The organism is Streptomyces sp. CCM_MD2014 (genome assembly GCF_000772045.1).
Lineage (GTDB): Bacteria > Actinomycetota > Actinomycetes > Streptomycetales > Streptomycetaceae > Streptomyces > Streptomyces salinarius.
On sequence record NZ_CP009754.1, the window covers coordinates 3,745,424 to 3,769,787 of the forward strand.

Genomic DNA, 24,364 nt, shown 5'->3' on the forward strand with positions numbered 1-24,364 from the left:
CGCCGCGGACGGGCTCACGGCAGCAGCCGGGCCCTCTTCCGCGCGGCGACGTCCTCCACCCACCCGAAGAGCAGCACGAACACCGCGATCAAAACCCACCCGACGCCCAGCAGGAACCACTGGCTCTCCAGCGGCAGGTACGCCTCGAAGGCGGGCACGTCCCAGAGCCGGTCGATCAGCGGCACGGCCAGGACGAGGGCCAGCTCGTGCCAGAGGTAGAGCGTCACGGCGCGGGCGTTGAACACGGTCACCAGCCGGTGCAGCCGCCGCAGCCGGGCCAGTCCCGAGAAGTCCACCCCGAGCCGCGCCCTGGAGTACATCAGCAGCGTCACGAACCCGGCCGACCAGAGGGCCTGGGCGAAGGGGATGTCGTCGAGGTCGTAGGTGCCGTACTCGGCCCGGTGCGCGAACGCGTACCAGGCACCGCAGGCGAGCGCCGCGAGCGACGGGACGACGACGGCGACCGGCTTCAGCCGGTCCAGGACACCGTCGCGGTGCGCGAAGCCCAGCATCCAGCAGAAGAGGTACGTCGCCAGGTCGAGCAGCCCGGTGCCGAAGCGGTCGTCCGGCGGCTGCCAGAGGAACTGGAGGACGGCGATCGGGGCGAGGGACAGCAGCAGCACCGCCACGGGCGCGAGCCGGAAGAGCCTCAGCAGCAGCGGCGAGAGCAGGACGAACCACAGGTAGGTCCGCAGGTACCAGAGGATCTCCCAGGCCTGCTCGCCCCAGGCGCTGCCCGGGGGGTCGCCGAGCGGCACCACCCAGTAGACGAGCTGCCACCCCGGCATCCAGCCGCGCACCAGCATCGCGCCCGCCACGAACAGGCCCCAGCACCAGAACGGCGGCAGCAGGCGGCGCAGCCGGCTCCGGACCACCACGCCCGCGGGCCGCCGCCGCAGCGACCGGGCCATCAGGGTGCCGGCCAGCCCGAACATGACCCCCATGGAGGGGAAGACCAGCCCCGCCCAGGGCCAGCCGAAGGCGTGGTACGCGACGACGCGGACGAGGGCGAGGGCGCGCAGGGTGTCGAAGTACCGGTCCCGCGCCGCCGGGGCGGCGTCCCCCTCGGCCCGCACGGTGTGCACCGCCCGCACGGCGCCCTTGCTGTGCGCCCCCATCACCCGGCCCCCGCCCCGGTCCCCACCTCTCCCGTCCGTTTCAGCTTCTGCCAGCGCAGTCGCCCGCCGGTCAGCGCGGTGACGCAGGAGTGGATGAGGACGAGGTACATCATCTGCCGGTAGGCCAGCTGCTGGAGCGGCATCATCAGCAGGTACCGGTACTTCTCCCGGTCGAGCCGGAAGGCGTACGCCGCGCACACCAGCTGCACGCCCAGCACCGCGAGCCACGCCAGGAGCGCCGCGCGGAAGTCGACGAAGAGCATCGAGTAGAGGGTGAACACGTCGATGAGCGGGGCGAAGAGTGGCGTGACCACCTGGAAGAGCACCACCAGCGGCATCCCGACCCGCCCGAAGCGGCCCGAGGGCCCCTTGTCCGTCAGGGACCGGCGGTGCTTCCACAGCGCCTGCATCGTGCCGTAGGACCAGCGGTAGCGCTGCGACCAGAGCTGACCGAGCGACCCGGGCGCCTCCGTCCAGGCACGGGCGTGCTCCTCGTAGACCACCCGCCAGCCCGCGCGGTGCAGGGCGATCGTGATGTCGGTGTCCTCGGCGAGGGTGTCGTCGCTCATGCCGCCGGCCTGGAGGACGGCCTCGCGCCGGAAGGCGCCGATCGCGCCGGGGATGGTGGGCATGCAGCGCAGCAGGTCGTACATGCGCCGGTCGAGGTTGAAGCCCATGACGTACTCGATGTGCTGCCAGGCGCCGATGAGGGTGCGCCGGTTGCCGACCTTGGCGTTGCCCGCGACCGCGCCGACGGAGGGGTCGGCGAAGGGCTGCACCAGGTGCCGCACGGTGTCCGGCTCGAAGACGGTGTCGCCGTCCATCATCACGACGATGTCGTAGCGGGCGTGCCGGACGCCGTTGTTGAGGGCGGCGGGCTTGCCCGCGTTGGCCTGCCGCACGACGCGGACGCCGGGCAGTCCGAGGGACTCGGCGATGTCCGCCGTGCCGTCCGTCGAACCGTCGTCCACGACGATGATCTCGATCGGGTGCGTACTGCGCGCCAGGGATCTCAGCGTGGCCTCGATGCACTCCTTCTCGTTGTACGCCGGGACGATCACGCTGACCGGCCCGGTGACGGGCGGGCCCCAGCCGAAGCGGCGTCCGTTGCGCCGCCGGTGGTGGCGACGGGCGAGGACCAGCATCAACGCGAACCGGCCCATGACGGCCACGCCCACGATCACCAGCCCGGCCGACAGCGCCGGCACTGTCCACTCGGCGACGGCGACGGCCGCGATCAGCGCCTTGCCCTCGTAGAGGGTGGCGCCGGTGGCCTCGTGGTGGGCGGCCTGGAGACCGTCGCCGGAACCCGTGGAGTCCGCGGCGCCGGAGGCAGGCCGCTGCTCGGCCGTGGCGCCGCTGACGGTGGTGAAGGTGTAGCCCTTCGCCTTCATCTTCTCGATGTACTTCGGCAGCGCCTCGATCGTCTGCGACCGCTCGCCGCCGGCGTCGTGGAAGAGGACGGAGGCGCCCTCGCCGTCCTCCGGCGTGGCCCACTCGACGATCTTCGATACGCCGGGCCGTTTCCAGTCGTCGCTGTCGGTGTCGATGAAGACGCTCGTATAGCCGTCCTGACCGAGGCTCTCGTAGACGGGCCAGCTGTAGTCGTCGATGGCGTCCGTCTGGGAGGAGTACGGCGCCCGGAAGAGTGTGGTGGTGATGCCGGCCGCGCCCGCCAGGGCCAGCTGGGTCTGCTCGATCTCGCGGGTGACGCGGGCCTGGCTCTGGTAGGAGAGGTCGACGTGGGTGAAGGTGTGGACGCCCACCTCGTTGCCCTGTTCGACCATGTCCCGCACGATGCCCGGGTGGCGCGAGACCATCGAGCCGACCAGGAAGAACGTGCCGGGCACGTCGTACTTCTGGAGGATGTCCAGCACCTGCGGCGTCCAGGTGGGGTCCGGACCGTCGTCGAAGGTCAGCACGATCGTCTTGTCCGGGACGGAGACGGTGGTGGCCTGCCCGCCGGGGAAGGACAGGATGGGCCCGCCGTCGAGTACGTCCTCGGGGACGTCGCTCGCCGAGGCACCGGTGCGCACGCGCTGGTCGCCGCCGACCTCCGCGCGCAGATAGCCGTCGAGGAGCATCACGCAGGTCAGCGCGAGAAGGAGCAGCAGGGCGAGGAGGACGCGCGGGCGTTGCAGCGCGGCGGCCCGGCCGGCGGCCCGTTCCATGCGTGAGGGAGCACGGCGGCGGCCCCGCGCGGGCGGGCCGGCGGGAGGCGTGGTGGGCGTGGTGGGCGTGGTGGGCGTGGTCATGGGGTGGGGGCGTCCGGTCGGTCGGTGAGTGCGGAGGTGGGATCGGCACTGGGAGCGGCACTGGGAGCGGTGCTGGGTACCGCGCTCGAGGAGGCGGAGGGTGCGGGGGTCGGCGGGACATCCGTGGGAGCGGCGCCGCCGCCCTGTGGACGCGTGCCGCCGCCGGGGCCCGGACCGCCCTCCGGTCCACCGCCTCCACCGGCGCCGAAGGGCAGCAGCGAGGACGGGTTGACCGAGATGCCGACGCCCATGAAGGCCAGGCCGAGGACGGCCGTGTAGCCGAGGCACACGGCCCCGAGCAGGAGCCCGAGCCGGCGCAGCAGCCGGGCCCGTCGTCCGGTGCTGTCGACGAACACGGGCCCCTCGGCGGACCCTTTGTCGGGTTTGCGACGGCGACCGCGCACGGCGGCGCGGGAGGCGGAGACAGGCTCGGAGTGCATGCCCCGGGACGTTAGGGAGCCTTTCCTGTCCTCGACTGGCAAGTTCTTGAGAGGTCCCGGTGAAAAGCGCCCCGTCCTGTCCGTTTCCTGGGAGAGGGCAGGGAATCGTGTCCTTTCCTCAGCGAGGACCCAGGAACGCGTGCCACCTTCACTTGTCCGACGACGACAACGGACGACAACGGACGACAACGGGAGAGTGCGCTCATGAGGGTCCACCGGAACGCGGCAGCCGGGTGCGCCCTGTTGCTCGCCCTGGCCACCGCGGGCTGCGCCGGACCGGACGGCACCGGCGACGCGGCCCCCGCCGCACCGTCGGAGTCGTCGTCGCCGGCGACCGCCTACGCCCCCTACGTCAGCGCCGGCACGGCCTCCGCCACCGACACGGCGGGCTCCCCGGCGACGTACAACCTGGCGTTCGTCATAGCGTCCGGCGAGGACGACGGCTGCACCCCCCGCTGGAACGGCGTCCAGGACATCGACGACACCTCCGTCGCCGCCCGCGTCGAAAAGCTCAAGTCGTCCGGCGCCACCGTCCGCGTCTCCTTCGGCGGCGCCTCCGGTACGGAGCTGGCGGCGGCCTGCGACAACGCCCCGGCCCTCGCGGCGGCGTACGGCGCGGCCCTGGACGCGGCCGGTTCGACGCAGGCGGACTTCGACATTGAGGGCGACGAGCTGGCCGACGCCGACTCCCGCGCCCTGCGCTCGCAGGCGATCGCGCTGCTCCAGGAGCAACGGAGCGATCTGGAGGTCTCGTTCACCCTCCCCGTGATGCCCGCCGGACTGGACACCGACGGCCTGGCACTGCTGGCGTCCGCCAACGACCACGGCGTACGGGTCGCAACGGTCAACCTCATGACCATGAACTACGGCGAGTCGTACACCGACGACATGGGCGACTACGCCCTGGCCTCGGCGAAGGCCGCCCACACCCAGCTCCGGGACGTCTTCGGCACCTCCGACACGGACGCCTGGCGGGGCATCGCCCTCACCTCGATGCTCGGCGTCAACGACGTCGCCGGGGAGACCTTCACGCTCGACGACGCGGCCGAGGTCCGCACGTTCGCCGAGGAGAAGGGCATCGCCTGGGTGTCGGTGTGGGCGGCCTTCCGGGACAAGCGTTGCGGCGGGGACGCGACCGCCGCCGACGCGCTCACCACGTGCAGCGGCGTGGAGCAGGAGGACGGGGCGTTCGGGGCGGCGTTCGGTGCGTAGGACCGTCGGACGAGCCCCGCGGGCCGCGCGCTCAGCGCCCCCGGTAGACCAGCCGGCCGCCCACGACGGTGGCCACGCACGTGGACGCACCGTCCCGCACGAGCGCGGAGCGGTCGGGTACGTCGAACACCGCGAACCGCGCCGGCTTCCCGGGAGCGAGCCCGGGCAGCAGCACCAGCGGCACCGGTGAGAACGACGCCGGACCGGGCAGGCCGGCCGGACGCCCCGCCAGGGCGAGCCCCGCTCCGCGCACCGCGTCCAGGGCCGCGCGGCTGCGCAGCTCGCCGGCGACGGCGACCGTGCCGTGCGCCAGCAGACGTTGTACCCCTCGGCGCGCGCTGGCGCCCCGCGCGGACGCGTTCGCGGCAAGGAGTGCCCGCGCGCGCTCCCCGAAGACCGGCTCGGTGCCCAGCCGGTCCGCTTCACGCGGGTCGGGGTGGTACGCCTGCTCCAGCAGTTCCGGGCCGTACGGGTTGAGCAGTCCGGGCGTCAGGATGCCGGGCCACCGGCGCACCCGCGCCCGCGGGTGGTCGGCGGCCAGTGTCTCGAACGGGCCGACGGCGGCGAGTTGCGCGCCGTCGGCCAGGACGGCCGTCTCGGGAGAGGCCTCGGCGACGTGGATCGTCAGCACGGCGGCGTCAGTTGGAGGCCAGCAGCTTCAGCTCGGGGTGGGCCGTGCCGCCCTCGATGGCCGTCGAGGAGATGTGGGAGACGACCCGCTCGTCGACGGGGTCGTTCGCCGGGTCGTCGTGCACGACCAGGTGCTCGTACGTGGTGGCCCGCTGGGCGGGCACCCGCCCCGCCTTGCGGATGAGGTCGATGATCTCCATCCGGTTGGAGCGGTGCTTGGCGCCGGCGGAGGAGACGACGTTCTCCTCCAGCATGATCGAGCCGAGGTCGTCCGCGCCGTAGTGCAGGGAGAGCTGGCCGACCTCCTTGCCGGTGGTCAGCCAGGAGCCCTGGATGTGGGCGACGTTGTCCAGGAACACGCGGGCGATGGCGATCATCCGCAGGTACTCGAAGAGCGTGGCCTGGGTGCGGCCCTTCAGGTGGTTGTTCTCGGGCTGGTAGGTGTACGGGATGAAGGCGCGGAAGCCGCCGGTGCGGTCCTGCACGTCCCGGATCATCCGCAGGTGCTCGATGCGCTCGGCGTTGGTCTCGCCGGTGCCCATGAGCATGGTGGAGGTCGACTCGACGCCCAGGTTGTGCGCGATCTCCATGATCTCCAGCCAGCGCTCGCCGGACTCCTTGAGCGGCGCGATGGCCTTGCGCGGGCGCTCGGGCAGCAGCTCCGCACCGGCACCGGCGAAGGAGTCGAGACCCGCGGCGTGGATACGGGTGATGGCCTCCTCGACCGAGACACCCGAGATCCGCGCCATGTGCTCGACCTCGCTCGCCCCCAGGCTGTGGATGACGAGTTCGGGGAACTCCTTCTTGATGGCGGCGAAGTGCTTCTCGTAGTACTCGACGCCGTAGTCCGGGTGGTGGCCGCCCTGGAACATGATCTGGGTGCCGCCCAGCTCGATCGTCTCCGCGCACCGGCGCAGGATGTCGTCGAGGTCGCGGCTCCAGCCCTTCTTGGTGTCCTTGGGGGCCGCGTAGAACGCGCAGAACTTGCACGCCGTGACGCACACGTTCGTGTAGTTGATGTTGCGCTCGATGATGTACGTCGCGATGTGCTCCGTACCGGCGTACCTGCGCCGGCGTACGGCGTCGGCGGCGGCGCCCAGCGCGTGCAGCGGGGCGTCGCGGTACAGGTCGAGCGCCTCTTCGGGAGTGATCCGCCCACCGGCGGCGGCGCGGTCGAGGATGGGCTGAAGGTCGGCCTTCTCGGTCACCGGCGTCCCTTTCGCAAGGTTCGTAAGGGTTGTGGACGGACCTGCCCAGCGTACGCCAGGCCTTTCGCCCGCTCGTGGTCAGGCCGCGTACGCCCCGGCCAGGACGCCGAGGAAGGCGCCGGCGATCAGGAACGGGCCGAAGGGGATGGCCGTCTTGCGGTCCGCGCGCCGGACGGCGAGGAGGGCGCCGCCGTACAACGCCCCGAGCAGGAACCCGGCGAAGGTGCCCAGCATCAGCGTGGGCCAGCCGTACCAGCCGAGGGCGGCACCGGCCGTGAGGGCGAGCTTGACGTCGCCGAAGCCCATGCCGGCCGGGTTGATGAGGAACAGCACGAGGTAGCCGGCGCCGAGGGCGAGGGCGCCCAGCAGGGCGGTGGTCCACTCCCCCGCGTGCTCGGGCACGAGCGCGGTGAGCCCGAGCAGGGCGAGTGCGGCGCCGGCGAGCGGCAGGGTGAGCGGGTCGGGCAGCCGCCGTACCTTCAGGTCGACGACGGTGAGCAGTACGCCGACGGGGGCGAGCAGCAGCCAGACGGCGGCCTCGGGCCGGGTGCCGGTGGCGGCGGCGAGGGCGGCGCAGACGAGGGCGGTGACGGTGGCGAGGGAGGCGGTGCGGGGGCCGTAAGAGGTCTGGCCGGCCGCGCACTGCCCGCACCTGGCCGGGCCGAGCCACCCCCGGACGGGGTGCTCCCGTGGACACAGCTCCCGCCACGCCTCCCCGGAGGGCGCCGAGAAGCGATAGGCGGCACGCGGCAGCACCGCGCCCGTCGCCACGCCCCAGAGCGCGGCGACGAGGACGACCACGAGATCGATGTCGATGACGGTGTCGATGCTCATCCGGCAGCGGCCGACCGCCGCCCCCGCATGGGCGGGGGGGTGCGGTTCCTCGAAGCGGAGGACGCCGAGGGGGCCGTCGAGCTCGGGGAGCTGGATGTGCGGCGTCGCGGCATGGGCGGAGTCCTGGGTCGTGGTCGTGATCGCGGGCCGAGAAGGTCGCGAGGGCGTCCGGCAAGAGGGGTGCGCTGAGCCTACCGAGATCTTATGGACTCCCACCGACGGCGGCGAAGGGGGCGAGGAAGGCCCACCCCACAACGTCCGTCCGCTTCACGACCTTTGCCCGCCGTTGCGGCAAGAGGCCGCGTACGCACCCCTGACAGCTTCGTTCCCCGTCGTACGCGCCGTACCTCCCGGGGGAAACCAGTGGGCCGCAGCGTACTCACCATGGCCGCCGCCACCTTCGCCGCGACGTGAGCCTGCCCGACGGCCTGAAGCTGGTCTTCGGCTTCTAGAGGCCACTTCGAGATCCAGTCCATCAACCGCTGAAGGGATCCTCTGCCTGACCGGTATCCGACCCGGATAAGCCGAGTAACGGGCGGTCGGAGCCACTACGCTGAGCGCCTTCACACCCCGGGAGGTTCGGTTGGCAGGGCGGAGCGCGCTGGGACAGGACTTCCGGCGGCTGTGGGGCGCCTACACGGTCAGCGCGGTCGGCAGTGCCGTCGGGATGGGGGCGTTGCCGCTGATCGCTCTGCTGGTGCTGGACTGCTCCGCGTTCCAGGTCTCCGCGCTCGCCGCATTGTCCGCGCTGGCCAGTGGGGTGATCGCTCTGCCGCTCGGTGTGCGCATCGAGCACCGGTACAAGCGCCCGGTCATGATCACCGCCGACCTGGTCCGCTGCGCGGTGCTGGCGAGCGTTCCCGCCGCCATGGCATTCGACGGGCTCACTTTCACCCACCTGTGCGTCGTCGGCGTTCTCCAGACGGCGGCGTCCGTCGCGTTCGACGCGGCGAGTGGGGCGCACCTGAAGACACTCGTCCTGCCCCAGCACCGCATCCACGCCAACAGCCTGTTCGAGACGACCAGATGGATCAGCGTCAGCGCCGGCCCGCCCGTCGGAGGACTGCTGATCGGGGCACTGGGCGCGGCCGCCACGTTGGTGGTCGACGCGCTGTCCTTCCTCGGGTCGGCCTTGGGCATCCGCCTCATCCGGCAGCCCGAGCCCGCGCCGCCGGCACGCGCCACCGCTCCTCACCTGCGCCGCGACATCGCCGCCGGCTGGCGGTATCTCCTCCGGCATCCGGGGCTGCGACCGCTGTTCTTCAACTCGCTGCTCTTCGGCGGGTCCGTCATGATGACGTCGCCGCTGATGGCCGTCCTCATGCTGGACGACCTCGGCCTGGCGGCGTGGCAGTACGGACTCGCCCTGGGACTGCCGTGCCTGGGCGGCGTGCTCGGCGCCCGCCTGACTCCGCAGCTCACCCGGCGATTCGGAGAGCGTCGGGTTCTGCTGCTGTCCGGTGTCGCACGCACCGTGTGGACGGTCCTGCTGCCGCTGACGCCCTCGGGAGCACTGGGCGTGTTCGTCATCGTGGCGGCCGACTTCGGCCTGCTCTTCTCGGCTGGCGTCTTCAACCCGTCGTTCACCACGTATCGCATGGCGGCCACACCGGACGCCTTCATGTCCCGCGTCGGCACGTCCTGGTCCGTCGGCTCGAAGGCGTCCCAGGCCGCCTTCGTGATCGCCGGCGGTCTCCTCGCCGCCGCGGCGGGGGTACGCGGCACCCTGCTCATCGCCGGCCTGCTCTGCCTGGGGAGCGCGCTGCTTCTGCCCTGGCGAAGGGCGCGGTACTCCACCGGGCACGTTCCGGGCCCCGCGACGGAGGCGGCCCCGGCCCCGGCTGCGGACAGTCCGTCCGCCTAGGGGGTGCCCCGGACTGCGGTGACGTGACTGTGTCGGGGGCGGGAGGGCAATGCCCGCAGTGAGGACTTCGAGCCATGAGCCGGCGGACTCGCATGTACTCGGCCTGGACACGGGCCCGAGGCCCGGCGATCCGGGCCACATCCGCGAACTTGCCCACACGCTGCGCGACGTCGCCCGGTCGACGCCGTCCCGCACACCGCGCACCGCGCCCCCCGCGGATCCCAAGACGAGCACCCCTCCCGTGCCCACACGGGCCGCAGGGGGCGAAGCGCCGCTGCGGCCCGTCGTCCTCGCTACACCGCCGGGAGCGCGTAGATCTCGTGGCCGTGCGTCGCCAGAAGTCGGTTGCCCGCGAGGGCGACCTGCCACGGCTCGCCGGCGGCCTTGCTGTCGGTGTACGTCCAGCGGAGCTTGCCCGTGCGTGTCTCCAGGGCGACGATGCCGCCGTCGACGGCGCCGGTTGCTCCATAGAGGGTCGAACCCACGCGGCGGAACGACTCCGGGCCGTCGACGTCCAGTTCGTCGCAGAGCCACTTCCGCTTGCCGGTCTTGACGTTGACGGCCCACACGCCGTCGTCGTGGTCGCTGACGTAGAGCACGCCGTCGGCGACCGTTGGGTTGTCGAAGCCGCGTCGTCCGGCAGGGTCGAGTGTCCAGACCGTCGTGCCCTTCTCCACGTCGACGGCCGTGAGTTCATCGCCCGGGAGGAAGACCAGGCCGTTCGCGACCGTGGGCTGCCAGGACCACTCGTCACCGATCTTCCTGGTCCACACCTGACCGCCGGTGGCGGTGTCCCGGACGGTGAGGTTGAGGTTGGAGTCGGCGTAGACCAGGTACTTGCCCGAGGCGGTGCCCTGGACGTCGTAGTCCTTCGTGCCCCAGTCCCGGTGCTCGACCCACGCCGTCTTTCCCGTGGTGTGGCTGACGGCCGCGACGGCCGTACGGTACTCGGTGGCGCTCTTCGCCTGACCGTGGTCGGTCGCAGTGACGTAGACGTTCTTGTCGTCGATGGCGATCGTGTCCTCGACGGACAACTGCTTGCCGAGGCGGCTGCGCCAGGCCTCATCGCCGGTCTTGACGTCGTAGGCGACCAGGGCACCCTCGTAGTCGCCGTCGGCGAGGAACACCTTGCCGTCGTGAAAGAGGAGTTGGGCTCCGGGTCGGCAGATGCCCGCCTTGGTCCAGCGGGCCTTGCCGGTCCGGACGTCGTAGGCCACGAGCGGGTCGCCGCTGATCAGGAGCAGTCCTTCGTGGGTAAGGAGTGGTACGCGCGGACTGGTGCTGTCCTCCTCGGCCGACTCGTGCCACAGCGGCTGCGGGGCCACCCCGGCGGGCGGTGTCGTGAAATTCTCCTCCACCGGCTCGGCCTCAGCACGGCTGCCCGAAGCCCCCGTCGCGTCCTCGGACCCGTCGCCGGAGGTGAGGGCCCACGCGACGCCGCCGCCGACCACCGCAACGGCTGCCGCGCCTCCCACGGCCATGCCGAGTACCCGACGACGGGACCGGGCAGGAGCGGATGGTGGGGCCTCGCCGAGTCGGACGGTGCCGGGCAGGGGCGTCCCGTACGCGGGTACCGGGGTCCCGCCGGGCGCCGGGCCATGACCGGTCGTTCCGGTCGACGGCGAGCCGTCGAGCATGGTGGGTGCCGGGCCGAATCCCGTTGTCGCCCGCTCCTGTGACTGGGGAACGGTTCGCGGCGTCTCGGGTGCCTCCAGGTCCAGGATCCCTGCGGCGTGGGTCGCGATGGTCGAGGCCACGGCCGACGGCAGCCAGTCGTGGAGGGCGGCGTCGATGCCCTGCCCGGCCAACGCGGCGACGATCTCACCTGGCGCCGGACGCTGGGTCGGGTCCTTCATCAGGCAGGCGCGGACGAGCCCCAGCAAGGACGGGGGCACGCCCGTCAGGTCGGCTTCTCCGTGCACGACCTGGTAGAGGAGCCCCGCGTGGGAGGTCGTGCCGTCGCCGAAGGCACCCCGCCCGGTGGCCGCGAACGCGAGTACGGAGCCGAGGGAGAAGACATCGCCCGCGACACCGACGTCCTTGCCCATCGCTTGCTCCGGCGACATGTAACCGGGCGAGCCGACCACCACTCCCGTCTGGGTCATGCGGCTGCCGTCCACCGCCCGTGCGATGCCGAAGTCGATGAGCCGAGGTCCGTCGGCGGCCAGCAGGACGTTGGAAGGCTTGAGATCCCGGTGCATCAGGCCTGCCGCGTGAATGTCCTGCAGGGCGGCGGCCAGACCGGCGGCCAACGCGCGTACCGTGCGCTCGGGCAACGCCCCGTGAGCCCCGACCACGTCGGTCAGATCGGGGCCGAGGACGTACGACGTGGCAAGCCACGGCAGAGGCGCGTCCGGGTCGGCATCCACGACGGGGGCGGTGAACCGACCGGAGACCGCCTTCGCGATCTCGACCTCGTGCCGGAAGCGCTCGCGGAAGTCGTGGTCCGCCGCGAGATCGGGACGGACCACCTTGACCGCGACGGTACGGCCACCAGGCGATCGGGCGAGGTAGACGCGGCCCATTCCACCGGCGCCAAGCCTTCGCAGGAGGCGGTAACTGCCCAGCTCCTGCGGATCGTCCGATTGCAGTGTCTCCATAGCGGGCCTTCCCCGTCGCGAAACCTTGACGAACAGTCATCCCATGGCCGGATGTTCGTGTCGCAGACACAGTAGTAAGTAGGGGGTGGAGACATCGCAGGGGCTTGTCGCGGCGAGGCAGTGGGTGGGCGGGGCCCCGACCCGCTACCTGACCTTCGACAGCCGTGCCTTCGGGCGCCCCGACTCCTCGCTCTTCGACGCGTAGTCGAGGTCGTCGCCGACCGGGGTGAAGGTGACGGTGGTGGGCGCGGGGTTGCAGCCGTCGTGGTTGCCCTCGGCGCCGACGGAAGCGGCGACGATCTGCTTCTCCGTGACCTTCTTGAGGGTGATCACGTCGACGCAGACGCCGCCCAGCGCGTCGGTCTGGCGGAGCCTGCCCAGTTCCTCCCCGACGTCGGCCTGCTCGATGGTGATGCGGAAGGTGCCCAGCGGCAGTTTGCCGTTCAGGGCGGCAGCCTGGCCCTCCCAGGTGCCGAGGTAACGCCCGGGCAGGGTGCCGGCGGTGGCGGCGGGCGGTTCGTGGGAGCCGTCGTCGCCGCCCGCGTTGCTCGCGTCGCCGCCCGGGCCCGGCAGCAGGTCCAGGACGAACACCGTCCCGACCGTCACCGCCGCCAGCGCGCCCGCCACCGCGAGCGCCACCGTGCAGCTGAGCCGTCGGCCCCGTCCGCCGGCGCCCTGCGTGGAGGTCGCCGCGACGGAGAGGGCGAGCCTGCCCGGAGGGTGCGTCGGGCCCGGGTCGGCGCCGGGCTCGGGATCCCTCGGGCCGGGGACGGACGAGGGCGAGGGCGAGGGCACGGGCCCAGGCGACGCGAAGGAAGGCGGGGCGGGCGTCGGCATCACCGGCGGGGGACCGAAGGTTCCGGGGGAGGCGTCCGTCCCTGGCCCGTCGCCCACCGGCCCCGGGGAGTCCCCCGGCCCGGTCCCGCCGCCCACCGGCCCCGGGGACGCCTCCGCCGCGGTCCCGCCAGCCGCCGTGATCGACGGGCGGCTGAAGCCCACGGGTCCCGATGCCCCGGGCTCCCCCGCGCCCGCCCCCGCCCCCGACGCCGCCGCCTCCAGGTTCAGCAGCTGTACGGCGCTGCGGCTGACCCGCTCCACCAGCGCCCCCGGCAGCCAGCCGCCGGTCACCAGGCTGGCCGCGCCCTCGGGGGCCAGGCGGCGGGCCACCTCCCCGGGGGCCGGGCGGGCGGACGGGTCCTTGGCCAGGCAGGACGCGACCACCTCGCGCAGGTCTCCGTCGGGACCGGCGAGGCCGTCGAGGCCGTCCAGCCGGGGCTCCTCGTGGACGACCTTGTAGAGCAGCGCGGCCGAGGAGTCCCCGGGGAAGGGTGGCTGCCCCGTCGCCGCGTACGCCAGTACCGCGCCCAGTGAGAAGACGTCCGCCGCCCCCGTCACGCCCTTGCCGAGGATCTGCTCGGGCGACATGTAGCCGGGGGAGCCGATCGACACGCCGGTGGAGGTGAGCGAGGCCGTCCCGTCCGTGGCGCGGGCGATGCCGAAGTCGATCAGGAGGGGGCCGTCGAGGGTGAGGAGGACGTTGGAGGGCTTGACGTCGCGGTGGACGAGGCCCAGGCCGTGCACCGCCGCCAGCGCCTCGCCGAGGCCGGCGCCGAGCGCTCGTACCGAGTGGGCGGGCAGCGGGCCGCCGTCCGCGACGGCCGCCGTGAGGGAGGGACCGGCCGCGTACGCCGTGGCGACCCACGGCACGCGCGCCTCGGGGTCCGCGTCCAGTACCGGCGCGGTCCAGGCGCCGCCGACCCGCCGCGCGGCATCCACCTCGCGCCGGAACCGGGCCCGGAACTCCTCGTCCAGCGCGAAGTGCGGGTGCACGATCTTCACCGCGACCGTGCGGCCCCCGGCGCTGCGGCCCAGGTAGACCCGGCCCATGCCGCCGGAGCCCAGCCGGCCCAGCAGCCGGTAGGGCCCCACGACGGTGGGTTCGTCGTCGTCGAGCGGCCGCATGGCGCCACCCCTCCCCCGTACGCCGGCCGGTACCTGCCAGCAGGGTAGTGGGCCGCCCGGGCCGGGTAACCCGGGCGTGTCAGGGCTGGAGCAGCTCGACCTTCACGTCCGCCGGGAAGCCCGTGGTGGGGCCGACGCGGCGGGCGAACTCGGTGACCGCCTCCAGCTGCGGGCCGCCGAAGCGGAAGTCGAGCGTGGTGAAGTACTTCGCGAGGGTGTCCTCGTCGAAGGCCTCCCAGCGGGCGGCCTGCTCCGCGACCTTCTCCACCTCTTCCAGGGAGAGGTCCCGGGAGGCGAGGAACGCCTCGTGCACCTTGCGGGCGATGACCGGCTCGCGCTCCACGTAGTCCCGCCGGGCCGCCCAGACCGCGAAGACGAACGGCAGGCCCGTCCACTCCTTCCACAGGGCGCCCAGATCGTGCACGTCGAGGCCGTAGCGCGGTCCGTCGATCATGTTGGCGCGCAGGGCCGCGTCCCCGATGAGGACGGCCGCGTCGGCCTCCTGCATCATCAGGCTCAGGTCCGGCGGGCAGGTGTAGTAGTCCGGCTGGACGCCGAACCGTTCCGCCAGGAGGAGCTGGGCCAGCCGTACGGAGGTGCGCGAGGTCGAGCCCAGGGCGACCCGGGCGCCGTCGAGGCGCTCCAGCGGGACCTGCGAGACGATCACGCACGACATCACCGGGCCGTCGCAGCCGACGGCGATGTCGGGAAGCGCGACGAGGTCGTCGGCGTTCTTCAGGAATTCGACCAGGGTGACGGGACCGATGTCGAGATCACCGCGCACCAGCTGCTCGCTGAGCTTCTCCGGGGTGTCCTTCGTCAGCTCGAAGTCGAGAAGCGTGCCTGTTCTCGCGAGCCCCCAGTAGAGGGGCAGGCAGTTCAGGAACTGGATGTGGCCGACGCGCGGCCGGGTGCGAGAATTGTCCACATCGCGAGGCTAGCCCTCCCCCCGGATCCGTCGGTCGCCGACCCCCGGCGTCAGCCGAACGGCGCAGGGGTTCAAACGTTCGGGTGAAGTGATCTTGACCTCTGTTGCGCCGGGGTCCCTGCGTGCTAGGCTCACAGCAAGTTGCAGTTTGGTTTCCCTTGCAGTACAGAGCCTGCGGAGCATGTGACCGCGGGCTCTCGTCGTTCCTAGACGTATGCAGTTGTGCGGCATTCACAGTCTTCACACTTGCTGGTTCTGGAGCAGGGCAACCCTTTGAGCCCAAGGAGGGCTTATGGCTACCGGAACCGTGAAGTGGTTCAACGCCGAAAAGGGCTTTGGTTTCATCGCCCAGGAAGGCGGCGGCCCCGACGTCTTCGTCCACTACTCCGCGATCAACGCGACCGGCTTCCGGTCCCTCGAGGAGAACCAGCAGGTGTCCTTCGACGTCACGCAGGGCCCCAAGGGTCCGCAGGCGGAGAATGTCACTCCTGTCTGATTGACAGCAGTACCCAAGGAGCCCCGCGCCGTTTCGGTGACGGGGCTCCTGCCCTTTCTGAATTCTCCGTGAATTTCCCGCCGGAGCCGGGCTGGCCATCGCTGTGTCAGTGGCCGCCAGTGGTTGTGGTGGTGCCTGCCAGTGGTTGTGGCGGTGCCCCAGTGGCTGTGGCGGTGCCTCCCAGTGGTTGTGGCGGTGCCTCCCAGTGGTTGTGGCGGTGAGCGCCAGTGGTTGCGTCGGCGGCTGCCAGCGGCTGTGTCAGTGGCCGCCACTAGGGTCCGCCCATGACCATCGACCCCGCCTTCGTGGCCACCACCCGGACCTTCTACGACGCCGTCGCCGAGGACTACCACGCCCGCTTCCGCACCGCGCTCGACGACTCCCCACTGGACCGGGCGCTGATGGGCGCCTTCGCCGAGCTGGTGGGACCGGAGGGGGAGGTGGCCGACCTCGGCTGCGGGCCCGGGCTGGTCACCGCGCACCTCGCCTCGCTGGGGCTCAGGGTCTTCGGCCTCGACCTGTCCGCGTCGATGCTCGCGATCGCGCACCGGGAGAATCCGGGCCTGCGGTTCGAGCAGGGGTCCATGCTGGAGCTGGACCTGCCCGACGGCGCTCTCGCGGGGGCCGTCTCCTGGTACTCGTCGATCCACACTCCGTGGGAGCGGCTGCCCGGCCTCTTCGCGGAGATCGGGCGCGTGCTGGCCCCGGGCGGGCACCTGCTGCTCGGCTTCCAGGTCGGCGACGAGCCCCTCCACCACGACCGGCCCTGGGGGCACCCGGTCGCCCTGGGCTTCGAACGGCGGCAGCCCGAGCCGATGGCTCGGCTGCTGGAGCAGGCCGGCTTCACCGTGCTGTCCCGGACGGTGCGCCTTCAGGAGGCGGGCGCGTCCTCACGGGTCCCGCAGGCCTGCCTCATCGCCCGCCGCTGATCCCCCGGCCGTCCCGCCCCTCGTACAGCCCCTCCACCGCCCCCGCGAAGTCCCGCATGATCACGTCGCGGCGCAGTTTCATGGAGGGGGTCAGATGGCCCTCCCACTCGGTGAAGTCCCTGGGCAGGATCGCGAAGCGGCGGATGGACTCCGGGCGGGAGACCAGCTTGTTGGCCTCGTCGACCGCGCGCTGGAGGACGGCGTGGACCTCCTCGTCGTCCACCAGCAGCTCCGGCGGCACCGGGTGCTTGCCGTTCATGCGTCGCCAGTGGGTGAGGCCGTCGGGGTCGAGGGTGAACAGGGCGGAGACGTAGGGACGGCGGTCGCCCAGCACGATGCACTGGGAGACCAGGGGGTGGGAACGCAGCCAGTTCTCCAGCGGGGCCGGGGCGACGCTCTTGCCGCCCGCGGTGATCAGCAGCTCCTTCTTGCGGCCGGTGATCGTCAGGTACCCCTCGTCGTCCAGGCTGCCGATGTCCCCGGTGGCGAACCAGCCGTCGGGGGCGGCCGGGACGACGCCGCCCGCCTGCGGGTCCCAGTAGCCGTGGAGGACCTGCTCGCCGGCGACGAGGATCTCGCCGTCGGCGGCGATGCGGACGCGGGTGCCGGGCAGGGGCCAGCCGACGGTGCCGAGGCGCGGCTTGAGCGGCGGGGTGACGGTGGCCGCGGCCGTGGTCTCGGTGAGGCCGTAGCCCTCGAAGATCTCGATGCCGGCCCCGGCGTAGAAGGCGGCCAGGCGGCGGCCGAGCGGGGAGCCGCCGCAGATGGCGTACTTGACCCGGCCGCCCATGGCGTTGCGGATCTTGCGGTAGACGAGGGGGTCGTAGAAGGAGCGGGAGGTCTTCAGACCGCGGCCGGGGCCGCCGCCGGTGCCGCTCTGGCGGGCCTCCTTGGCCTCGCCGTAGCGCACCGCCACCGAGACGGCGCGGTCGAAGACCGTGGCCCGGCCGCCGGACTCGGCCTTGGCGCGGGCGCTGTTGAAGACCTTCTCCAGCATGTACGGGATGGTCAACAGGCAGGTCGGGCGGAAGGCGGCCAGGTCGGGGAGCAGGTCCTCCGGCTTCAGGCTCGGTGCGTGGCCGAGGCGGACCCGGGCGCGGACGCAGGCCACGGCGACCATGCGGCCGAAGACGTGGGACATCGGAAGGAAGAGCAGGATCGAGGGCTCCTCGCCGGTCTCCGCCTTGAAGACGGGGTAGAGCAGCTCGATCGCGTTGTCGACCTCGGCGAAGAAGTTGCCGTGGGTGAGCGCGCAGCCCTTGGGGCGGCCGGTCGTCCCCGAGGTGTAGATCAGGGTGGCCAGGGTGCTCGGGCTCAGCATGCCGCGGCGCACCTCCACCTCAGCGTCCGGCACCCGTGCGCCCAGCTCCGCGAGCCGCTCCACGTGCCCCTTCTCCATGACCCACAGGTGCCCCAGGTCGGGGATGCGGTCCAGCTCGGGGCCGAGGGCGGCGGCCTGCGCGGTGGTCTCGGTGACCAGGGTGACGGCGCCGGAGTCCTGGAGGATCCAGCGGGTCTGGAAGAGGGAGGAGGTCGGGTAGATCGGGACGGTGACCAGGCCGGCCGCCCACGCGGCGAAGTCCAGCAGGGTCCACTCGTACGTCGTCCGCGCCATGATCGCGATGCGGTCGCCCGGCGTCAGACCCTCGGCGATCATGCCCTTGGCCACCGCCAGCACCTGCCCGGCGAACTCGGCCGCCGTCACCTCGGACCAGTCGCCGTCCGGCGAGCGGCGGCTGAGGACGACCTGACCCGGGACCGCCGCCGCGTTGTCGAAGGGCAGGTCGGCGAGGGACCCGCGGCGCACCGGGGGCGCGAAGGGCGGTACGTACGCCTCCCTTACGGCCCCGTCCAGCGTCCGCGTCTCGGGCGCCACCAGGGTGGGGCCGGGCGAGTCGGCGTAGGCGGCGGACGCGGCGAAGGAGGGAAGCGGGGTGGACACGGGCGGCTCCTGGGACGTGCGGCAAAGCCACGGCTTCTGCTTCTGCGGTCGCTGCTTGCGCGGTCACTGCTTCCGCGGTCGCCGCTCTGCTGCATGAGGTACGTGCCTCGCGCGCCGAGGCGTTCATCGCCGGTCCCGTGGACAGGGGTTACCGGCGGTCAGTTCCGGGATCGTACGGTGCTCACGTGGGGACTTGGTGCGCGTTTCACGATCTTCCCGCGCCGGGCGTGTGCAGTGTTGGGGGTTACCTGAGGGTAAGTCACGTTCGTTCCAATATCGCCGTCACGCCCTGACCGCCCGCCGCGCAGACGGAGATCAGGCCGCGCCCCGGGCCTTCCCGCTCGGCGAGCAGCGTGGCCAGGGTCGCCACGATCCGGGCGCCGGTGGCGGCGAAGGGGTGGCCGGTGGCGAGGGAGGAGCCCGCCACGTTCAGGCGGGCCCGGTCCACCGGCTCCAGGCCCCGCTGCTCCCAGGCGGCCAGCGTGGCCAGCACCTGGGACGCGAACGCCTCGTGGATCTCGACCAGGTCGAAGTCCCCGATCCCGAGCCCGGCCCGCTCCAGCATCCTCGGGACCGCGTACGCCGGGGCCATCAGCAGTCCGTCCTCCCCGCCGGCCACGTCCCCGCCCGCGAAGTCCACGGCCGCCGTCTCGTACGCCGTGAGGTACGCGAGGGGTTCGACGCCCCGGGCCTCGGCCCACTCCTCGCTCGCGAGCAGTACCGTCGCGGCGCCGTCCGTCAGGGGCGTGGAGTTGCCCGCCGTCATCGTGGGGCCGGGGGCGTCGAGACCGAACACGGGCTTCAGCGCGGCCAGTTTCTCCACCGTCGAGCCGGGGCGCAGGTTCTGGTCGCGGGCCAGGCCGCGGAAGGGGATCACCAGGTCCCGGAAGAAGCCGCGTTCGTAGGCGGCCGCCAGCCGTTGGTGGCTGGTCGCGGCCAGCGCGTCCTGTTCCTCACGGGTGATGCCCCACCGGCGTGCGGTGACCGCGGCGTGCTCGCCCATCGACAGGCCGGTGCGCGGCTCGGCGTTGCGCGGGATGTCGGGGACCAGGTGACCCGGGCGGACCTTCGCCAGCGCCTTCAGTCTGCCGCCGGTGGACTTGGCCCGGCGGGCCTCGAGCAGGATGCGGCGCAGGCGGTCGTTGACACCGAGCGGGGCGTCGCTCGCGGTGTCGGCGCCGCCCGCGATCGCCGACTCGGTCTGGCCGAGGGCGATCTTGTTGGCGGCCGCGATCACGGCCTGGAGGCCGGTGCCGCAGGCCTGCTGGATGTCGTAGGCGGGGGTGCGCGGGTCGAGGGCCGAGCCGAGGACCGTCTCGCGGGCGAGGTTGAAGTCGCGGCTGTGCTTGAGGACCGCGCCGGCCACGAACTCGCCGACCGAGCCGGGCTCCTGGAGTCCGTGCCGCTCGACCAGTCCGTTCAGGGCCGCGGTCAGCATCTCCTGGTTGGAGGCGGTGGCGTACGGCCCGTCGGAGCGGGCGAAGGGGACGCGTGCGCCGCCGAGGACCGCGACGCGGCGCGTGGGCTGCGCTGCCAGAGGGCTCATCTCGACCTGCTCCTCACCCGTGACATAGGCTTACCTCCGGTAACCTTACTCCAGAGTAAGCAGTTGTGTGCGCCGCGAGCCCGACCGCCGCCCTCTGGACACGTCGCAGCCGCCTGGGAGACAGACATGGCCGACCGCTATCTCAGCTTCACCGGCACCGCGCCCGGCCGATTCCTCACCCGCAGACTGGGACTGCCGCAGCCCGCCCCGCTGCGGCGCGACGCGTTCGACGGCGGCCTGCTCCACCTCACGGCCGGCAAGTCGGACCTCGGCCTCGCGCCGGTCCTGGCCCGCACGGGCCTCGCCGCCGACGACGACGGCCGCCCCGCCGCCGTCGTCCTCGACGCCACCGGCGTCCGGGACGTCGACGCCCTCGCCGAGGTGCACGCCGCCCTGCACCCCGTCGTACGGTCCGTCGCCGCGAGCGGACGCGTGGTCGTGCTCGGCGCCCCGCTCGACGCCGCCGACCATCACCAGGCCGCCGTGCAGCAGGCGTTGGAGGGCTTCACCCGCTCGCTCGGCAAGGAGATCGGCCGGGGCAGGACGGTCAACCTCGTACGGCTCACCGACGCCGCCCCGGCCGAGTCCACCCTGCGCTTCCTCCTCTCCCCCGCCTCCGCCTACGTCAGCGGCCAGGTGATCGAGGTCGGGACGTCCGGCGCGGGCGTGGAACCCGACGACTGGGACCTGCCGCTCGCGGGGCGTACCGCCCTGGTCACCGGCGCCGCCCGGGGCATCGGCGCCGCGGTCGCCGAGACGCTGGCCGGGCAGGGCGCCCAGGTCGTCGTCCTCGACGTACCGCAGGCCGAGGACGCGGCACGCCGGGCCGCCGAACGCCTCGGCGGCACCGCCCTAGCGCTCGACATCACCGCCGCGGACGCGGGCGAGCGCATCGCCGCCGCGCTGCCCGGCGGCCTCGACGTCCTCATCCACAACGCGGGCGTCACCCGCGACCGGCGCCTGGTCAACATGCCCGCCGAACGCTGGAGTTCCGTGCTCGACGTCAACCTCGCGAGCGTCCTGCGCACCACGGACGCGCTGCTCGCGGCGGGCGCCGTCAACCGGGGCGGCCGAATCGTGGCGACGGCCTCCATCGCCGGGCTCGCGGGCAACGCGGGCCAGACCAACTACGGCGCGAGCAAGGCGGGCGTCGTCGGCCTGGTCCGCTCGCTCGCGCCACGCGCGCTCGCCGAGCACGGGGTGACGGTGAACGCGGTGGCGCCCGGATTCATCGAGACCAGGATGACGGCGGCGGTCCCGCTCTTCATCCGCGAGGCCGGCCGCCGCATGAACTCCCTCGCCCAGGGCGGCCTGCCCGTCGACGTCGCCCAGACCACGGCCTGGCTCGCCCACCCGGCCTCCGGCGCCGTCAACGGCCAGGTCGTACGGGTCTGCGGCCAGAGCCTGCTGGGGGCCTGATGACGACCGCGCCACCGACCACCAGCACCCTGAACGGCGTCCCCGCCCTCGCACCGCTCCTCGCGCGAGGCGCCCTTCTGTCCCCGCTGAAGCGCCCCCGTCCGGACGCGGGCTTCCCCCGCACCCGGCTGGTGCTGCCCGGTCTGCGCGTGGACCTCGCGCGGCTGGCGGCTTACGAGCGGGTGTGCGGCTTCGCGACCGGCGCGGACGCGCTTCCGGTGACGTATCCGCACGTGCTGGGCTTCCCGCTGGCCATGCGCCTGATGAGCGGCCGGGACTTCCCGCTGCCCCTGCTCGGGCTCGTCCACACCTCGATCGCCATCACCCGGCGGACCGCGATGCCCGCGACGGCGGAGTACGAACTCTGCGTGTACGTCGAGGGGCTGGCCTCGCACCGGCGCGGCACCGAGGCGTCGGTGGTCACGGAGGTGCGGGACGGCACGGACGTCGTATGGGAGTCCCGCAGCACGTACCTGGCCCGGCACCGGACCGCCACGGCTGCCGCCGCCCGCCCGTCCGAGGCCCCGCCCGAAGTCTCTCCCGGCCCGCCTGAGCCCCTCCCCGCCCGGGCCGAGTGGCGGCTCGCCGGTGACGTCGGACGCCGCTACGGCGCCGCGTCCGGGGACCGCAACCCGATCCACCTGCACCCGTTCACCGCGCGCCTGTTCGGCTTCCCCCGGGCCATCGCGCACGGCATGTGGACCGTGGCCCGCTGCCTCGCCGAGCACGGGACGCCGGACGCGGCCGTGGTGCGGGCGGAGTTCCGGGCCCCGGTGCTGCTGCCGGGGACGGTGGCCTACGGCGCCGAGGGCGACGAGGGTGGCGGCGCGGGCGGCCGGTTCGAGCTGCGCGGTGCCCGCGACGGGCGGCTGCACCTGTCCGGCGAGGCCGGGCCCTACCCGGTGGCCTGAGCCGCGGGCTCGGCATCCGGATCCGGCACCGGCTCGGAATCCTCCGGCGGGGACCAGGGCCGTCCGGTCATCAGGTCGCCCAGGCCGGCCCAGGCGAAGTTCATCAGGGTCGCCGCCGCCTGCTTGGCGGTGACGCCCTCGGTGGCGCCCGCCCAGTCGGCGAGCGACTCGGCGGCGCCGACCAGCGCCTCGGCCAGCCCGGCGACCTCGCCCTCCGGCAGGTGCGGGTCCCGGTGCGCGTCCCGCGCCGCGGCGGCGATCAGCTGCGTCACGAACGCGACGATCTCCTCGCGCATCGCCGCGACCTCGGCGGCGAACCGCTCGCCGTGCGTACGGGCGTGCAGGTGCAGCACCCGCCAGGCGTCCGGGTGCCGCGCGGTGTGGGTGAAGAACGCCCGCAGTCCCGACCAGAGTTGTCCGTCGGCCGACAGCCCCGGACGCACGCCGGCCCGCACCGCCTCGGTGAGGGCGCGGGCCTCGCGGCTGATGCAGGCGCTGAAGAGGTCGTCCTTCGAGTTCAGGTACAGGTACACCAACGGCTTGGACACGCCCGCCAGCTCGGCGATCTCGTCCATCGACGCCGCCATGTACCCGCGCCGGCCGAAGACGCTCACGGCGGCGTCCAGCATCTGCTGCTCACGGACCGCACGCGGCATCCGCTTGGTCTTCCCTGCACCCATGCGAATCAGCGTACGGTCCGTGCGGCGGTGTCCCGGACGCCGACGCCCGGGACGGGACGGTCAGGCGGCGACCGGAACCGGCTCCGCGTCCTGCTTCTCGCGCTCGGGCTCGTCGATCGGCGAGGCGTGCGCCTCGTCGTACGCCTTGCGGTCGAGCAGCCCCTCACGGGCCGAGACGATCACCGGGACGAGGGCCTGGCCGGCGACGTTCGTGGCCGTCCGCATCATGTCCAGGATCGGGTCGATGGCGAGGAGGAGGCCGACGCCCTCCATGGGCAGGCCCAGGGTGGAGAGGGTCAGGGTGAGCATGACCGTGGCGCCGGTGAGGCCGGCCGTGGCGGCGGAGCCGACCACCGAGACGAACGCGATCAGCAGGTAGTCGCCGACCCCGAGGTCGATGCCGAAGATCTGCGCGACGAAGATCGCGGCGATCGCCGGGTAGACCGCGGCGCAGCCGTCCATCTTGGTCGTCGCGCCGAACGGCACGGCGAAGGACGCGTACTCCTTCGGCACGCCGAGGCGCTCGGTGACCTTCTGGGTGAGCGGCATGGTGCCGACCGAGGAGCGGGAGACGAAGGCCAGCTGGATGGCGGGCCAGGCGCCCTTGAAGAACTGGAGCGGGCTGGCCTTGGCGACGGTGGCGAGCAGCGTCGGGTAGACCACGAACATCACGAGGGCGCAGCCGACGTAGATGTCGGCGGTGAAGGTGGCGTACTTGCCGATGAGGTCCCAGCCGTAGGTGGCGATGGCCTTGCCGATGAGGCCGACGGTGCCGAGCGGGGCGAGGCGGATGACCCACCACAGGGCCTTCTGGAGGAGTTCGAGGACGGACTCGCTCAGGGTGAGGATCGGCTGGGCCTTCTCGCCGAGCTGGAGGGCGGCGATGCCGGCGACGGCGGCCATGAAGACGATCTGCAAGACGTTCAGCTCGGTGAACGGCGTGATGACGTCGGTCGGCACGATGCCGGTCAGGAAGTCGATCCAGGACCCGGTGTGGTCGGGCTTCGCGCCGTCGGCCGGGGTGAGACCGGTGCCGGCGCCGGGGTTGGTGACCAGGCCGATGACGAGGCCGATGGCCACCGCGATCAGCGACGTGATCATGAACCAGAGGAGGGTGCGGGACGCCAGGCGGGCCGCGTTGTTGACCTTCCGCAGGTTGGTGATCGAGACCAGGATCGCGAAGAAGACCAGCGGGGCGACGGCCAGCTTCAGCAGGCCGATGAAGGTGTCACCGACCTTCTCCAGGGTGGTGACCAGCCACGATATGTCCTGGCTGCGGGCCAGCCAGCCCAGCAGGACGCCGAGGACGAGACCGGCGAGTATCTGGGCCCAGAAGGGCACCTTGAGGTACTTCGCGAAAGACGTGGGTGAAGACACGGACATGCTCCGT

The 24,364-nt window shown here is 72.6% G+C and carries 19 protein-coding genes; 6 read left to right on the forward strand and 13 right to left on the reverse strand.

Going from position 1 to position 24,364, the window contains the following annotated elements; all coding sequences use genetic code 11:
- Window positions 1-14: 14 nt before the first annotated feature.
- Genes NI25_RS16380 through NI25_RS16390 form a run of 3 tightly spaced genes read right to left on the reverse strand, consistent with a single transcriptional unit; the run spans window position 15 to window position 3,813 of the window.
- On the reverse strand, window positions 15-1,118 hold the full coding sequence (locus NI25_RS16380; protein WP_061443159.1) for an acyltransferase family protein: 1,104 nt from the start codon (window positions 1,116-1,118) through the stop codon (window positions 15-17).
- Window positions 1,118-3,373 (reverse strand): bifunctional polysaccharide deacetylase/glycosyltransferase family 2 protein, encoded by a 2,256-nt coding sequence (locus tag NI25_RS16385; protein ID WP_061443160.1) that lies wholly within the window; start codon window positions 3,371-3,373, stop codon window positions 1,118-1,120. Before NI25_RS16385 ends, NI25_RS16380 begins: the two co-directional genes overlap by 1 nt.
- Complete coding sequence (locus NI25_RS16390; protein ID WP_061443161.1) at window positions 3,370-3,813, reverse strand: hypothetical protein; 444 nt, start codon at window positions 3,811-3,813, stop codon at window positions 3,370-3,372. Before NI25_RS16390 ends, NI25_RS16385 begins: the two co-directional genes overlap by 4 nt.
- Before the next feature lie 204 nt (window positions 3,814-4,017).
- Here NI25_RS16390 and NI25_RS16395 point away from each other — a divergent pair, with 204 nt between their 5' ends.
- The gene (locus tag NI25_RS16395) at window positions 4,018-5,025 is read left to right on the forward strand and encodes a chitinase (protein ID WP_061443162.1); all 1,008 of its coding nucleotides are present in this window, start codon (window positions 4,018-4,020) and stop codon (window positions 5,023-5,025) included.
- 31 nt (window positions 5,026-5,056) lie between these two features.
- Here NI25_RS16395 and NI25_RS16400 read toward each other — a convergent pair whose 3' ends face one another.
- The 3 genes from NI25_RS16400 to NI25_RS16410 form a co-directional block, all read right to left on the reverse strand.
- The gene (locus NI25_RS16400) at window positions 5,057-5,656 is read right to left on the reverse strand and encodes a hypothetical protein (protein WP_061443163.1); all 600 of its coding nucleotides are present in this window, start codon (window positions 5,654-5,656) and stop codon (window positions 5,057-5,059) included.
- A gap of 7 nt (window positions 5,657-5,663) precedes the next feature.
- Entirely contained in the window at window positions 5,664-6,863 is a 1,200-nt protein-coding gene (gene mqnC / locus NI25_RS16405) for a cyclic dehypoxanthinyl futalosine synthase (protein ID WP_061443164.1), read from the reverse strand.
- A gap of 78 nt (window positions 6,864-6,941) precedes the next feature.
- The gene (locus tag NI25_RS16410; RefSeq protein WP_061443165.1) at window positions 6,942-7,697 is read right to left on the reverse strand and encodes a prepilin peptidase; all 756 of its coding nucleotides are present in this window, start codon (window positions 7,695-7,697) and stop codon (window positions 6,942-6,944) included.
- Window positions 7,698-8,280: 583 nt separating this feature from the next.
- Here NI25_RS16410 and NI25_RS16415 point away from each other — a divergent pair.
- Window positions 8,281-9,561, forward strand: a complete 1,281-nt coding sequence (locus tag NI25_RS16415) for an MFS transporter (RefSeq protein ID WP_061443166.1) — start codon at window positions 8,281-8,283, stop codon at window positions 9,559-9,561.
- A 293-nt stretch (window positions 9,562-9,854) separates the two neighbouring features.
- On the opposite strand, the gene NI25_RS16420 is transcribed toward NI25_RS16415, so the two are convergent.
- The 3 genes from NI25_RS16420 to NI25_RS16430 all read right to left on the reverse strand — a co-directional run bounded on the left by NI25_RS16420 (window position 9,855) and on the right by NI25_RS16430 (window position 15,051).
- The gene (locus NI25_RS16420; protein ID WP_061443167.1) at window positions 9,855-12,161 is read right to left on the reverse strand and encodes a PQQ-binding-like beta-propeller repeat protein; all 2,307 of its coding nucleotides are present in this window, start codon (window positions 12,159-12,161) and stop codon (window positions 9,855-9,857) included.
- A gap of 144 nt (window positions 12,162-12,305) precedes the next feature.
- On the reverse strand, window positions 12,306-14,123 hold the full coding sequence (locus NI25_RS16425; RefSeq protein WP_061443168.1) for a serine/threonine-protein kinase: 1,818 nt from the start codon (window positions 14,121-14,123) through the stop codon (window positions 12,306-12,308).
- A gap of 79 nt (window positions 14,124-14,202) precedes the next feature.
- Window positions 14,203-15,051, reverse strand: coding sequence for a menaquinone biosynthetic enzyme MqnA/MqnD family protein (locus tag NI25_RS16430; protein ID WP_061443169.1), 849 nt, complete (start codon window positions 15,049-15,051; stop codon window positions 14,203-14,205).
- A gap of 292 nt (window positions 15,052-15,343) precedes the next feature.
- On the opposite strand from NI25_RS16430, the gene NI25_RS16435 reads away from it, so the two are divergent.
- Together NI25_RS16435 and NI25_RS16440 are read left to right on the forward strand one after the other, a co-directional pair.
- The gene (locus NI25_RS16435; RefSeq protein ID WP_004984723.1) at window positions 15,344-15,547 is read left to right on the forward strand and encodes a cold-shock protein; all 204 of its coding nucleotides are present in this window, start codon (window positions 15,344-15,346) and stop codon (window positions 15,545-15,547) included.
- Between the two features lie 284 nt (window positions 15,548-15,831).
- Window positions 15,832-16,476 carry a class I SAM-dependent DNA methyltransferase gene (locus tag NI25_RS16440; protein ID WP_061443170.1) on the forward strand — a complete coding sequence of 215 codons (645 nt, stop codon included), beginning with the start codon at window positions 15,832-15,834 and terminating at the stop codon, window positions 16,474-16,476.
- On the opposite strand, the gene NI25_RS16445 is transcribed toward NI25_RS16440, so the two are convergent.
- Window positions 16,460-18,418: an AMP-dependent synthetase/ligase gene (locus tag NI25_RS16445; protein ID WP_061443171.1), complete on the reverse strand. Its 1,959-nt coding sequence runs from the start codon at window positions 18,416-18,418 to the stop codon at window positions 16,460-16,462. The two genes, NI25_RS16440 and NI25_RS16445, sit on opposite strands and share 17 nt — an antisense overlap.
- 259 nt (window positions 18,419-18,677) lie before the next feature.
- Window positions 18,678-19,964 (reverse strand): acetyl-CoA C-acetyltransferase, encoded by a 1,287-nt coding sequence (locus tag NI25_RS16450; RefSeq protein WP_061443172.1) that lies wholly within the window; start codon window positions 19,962-19,964, stop codon window positions 18,678-18,680.
- Between the two features lie 126 nt (window positions 19,965-20,090).
- Between NI25_RS16450 and NI25_RS16455 the strand changes: the two genes are divergently transcribed.
- Both NI25_RS16455 and NI25_RS16460 read left to right on the forward strand, forming a co-directional pair.
- The gene (locus NI25_RS16455; RefSeq protein ID WP_061443173.1) at window positions 20,091-21,383 is read left to right on the forward strand and encodes a 3-oxoacyl-ACP reductase; all 1,293 of its coding nucleotides are present in this window, start codon (window positions 20,091-20,093) and stop codon (window positions 21,381-21,383) included.
- Window positions 21,383-22,294 carry a MaoC family dehydratase gene (locus tag NI25_RS16460; RefSeq protein WP_061443174.1) on the forward strand — a complete coding sequence of 304 codons (912 nt, stop codon included), beginning with the start codon at window positions 21,383-21,385 and terminating at the stop codon, window positions 22,292-22,294. Before NI25_RS16455 ends, NI25_RS16460 begins: the two co-directional genes overlap by 1 nt.
- Here the strand turns inward: NI25_RS16460 and NI25_RS16465 are convergent.
- Window positions 22,279-22,974, reverse strand: coding sequence for a TetR/AcrR family transcriptional regulator (locus tag NI25_RS16465; protein WP_061443175.1), 696 nt, complete (start codon window positions 22,972-22,974; stop codon window positions 22,279-22,281). The two genes, NI25_RS16460 and NI25_RS16465, sit on opposite strands and share 16 nt — an antisense overlap.
- A gap of 60 nt (window positions 22,975-23,034) precedes the next feature.
- Window positions 23,035-24,357: a dicarboxylate/amino acid:cation symporter gene (locus tag NI25_RS16470; RefSeq protein ID WP_061443176.1), complete on the reverse strand. Its 1,323-nt coding sequence runs from the start codon at window positions 24,355-24,357 to the stop codon at window positions 23,035-23,037.
- Window positions 24,358-24,364: the final 7 nt, after the last annotated feature.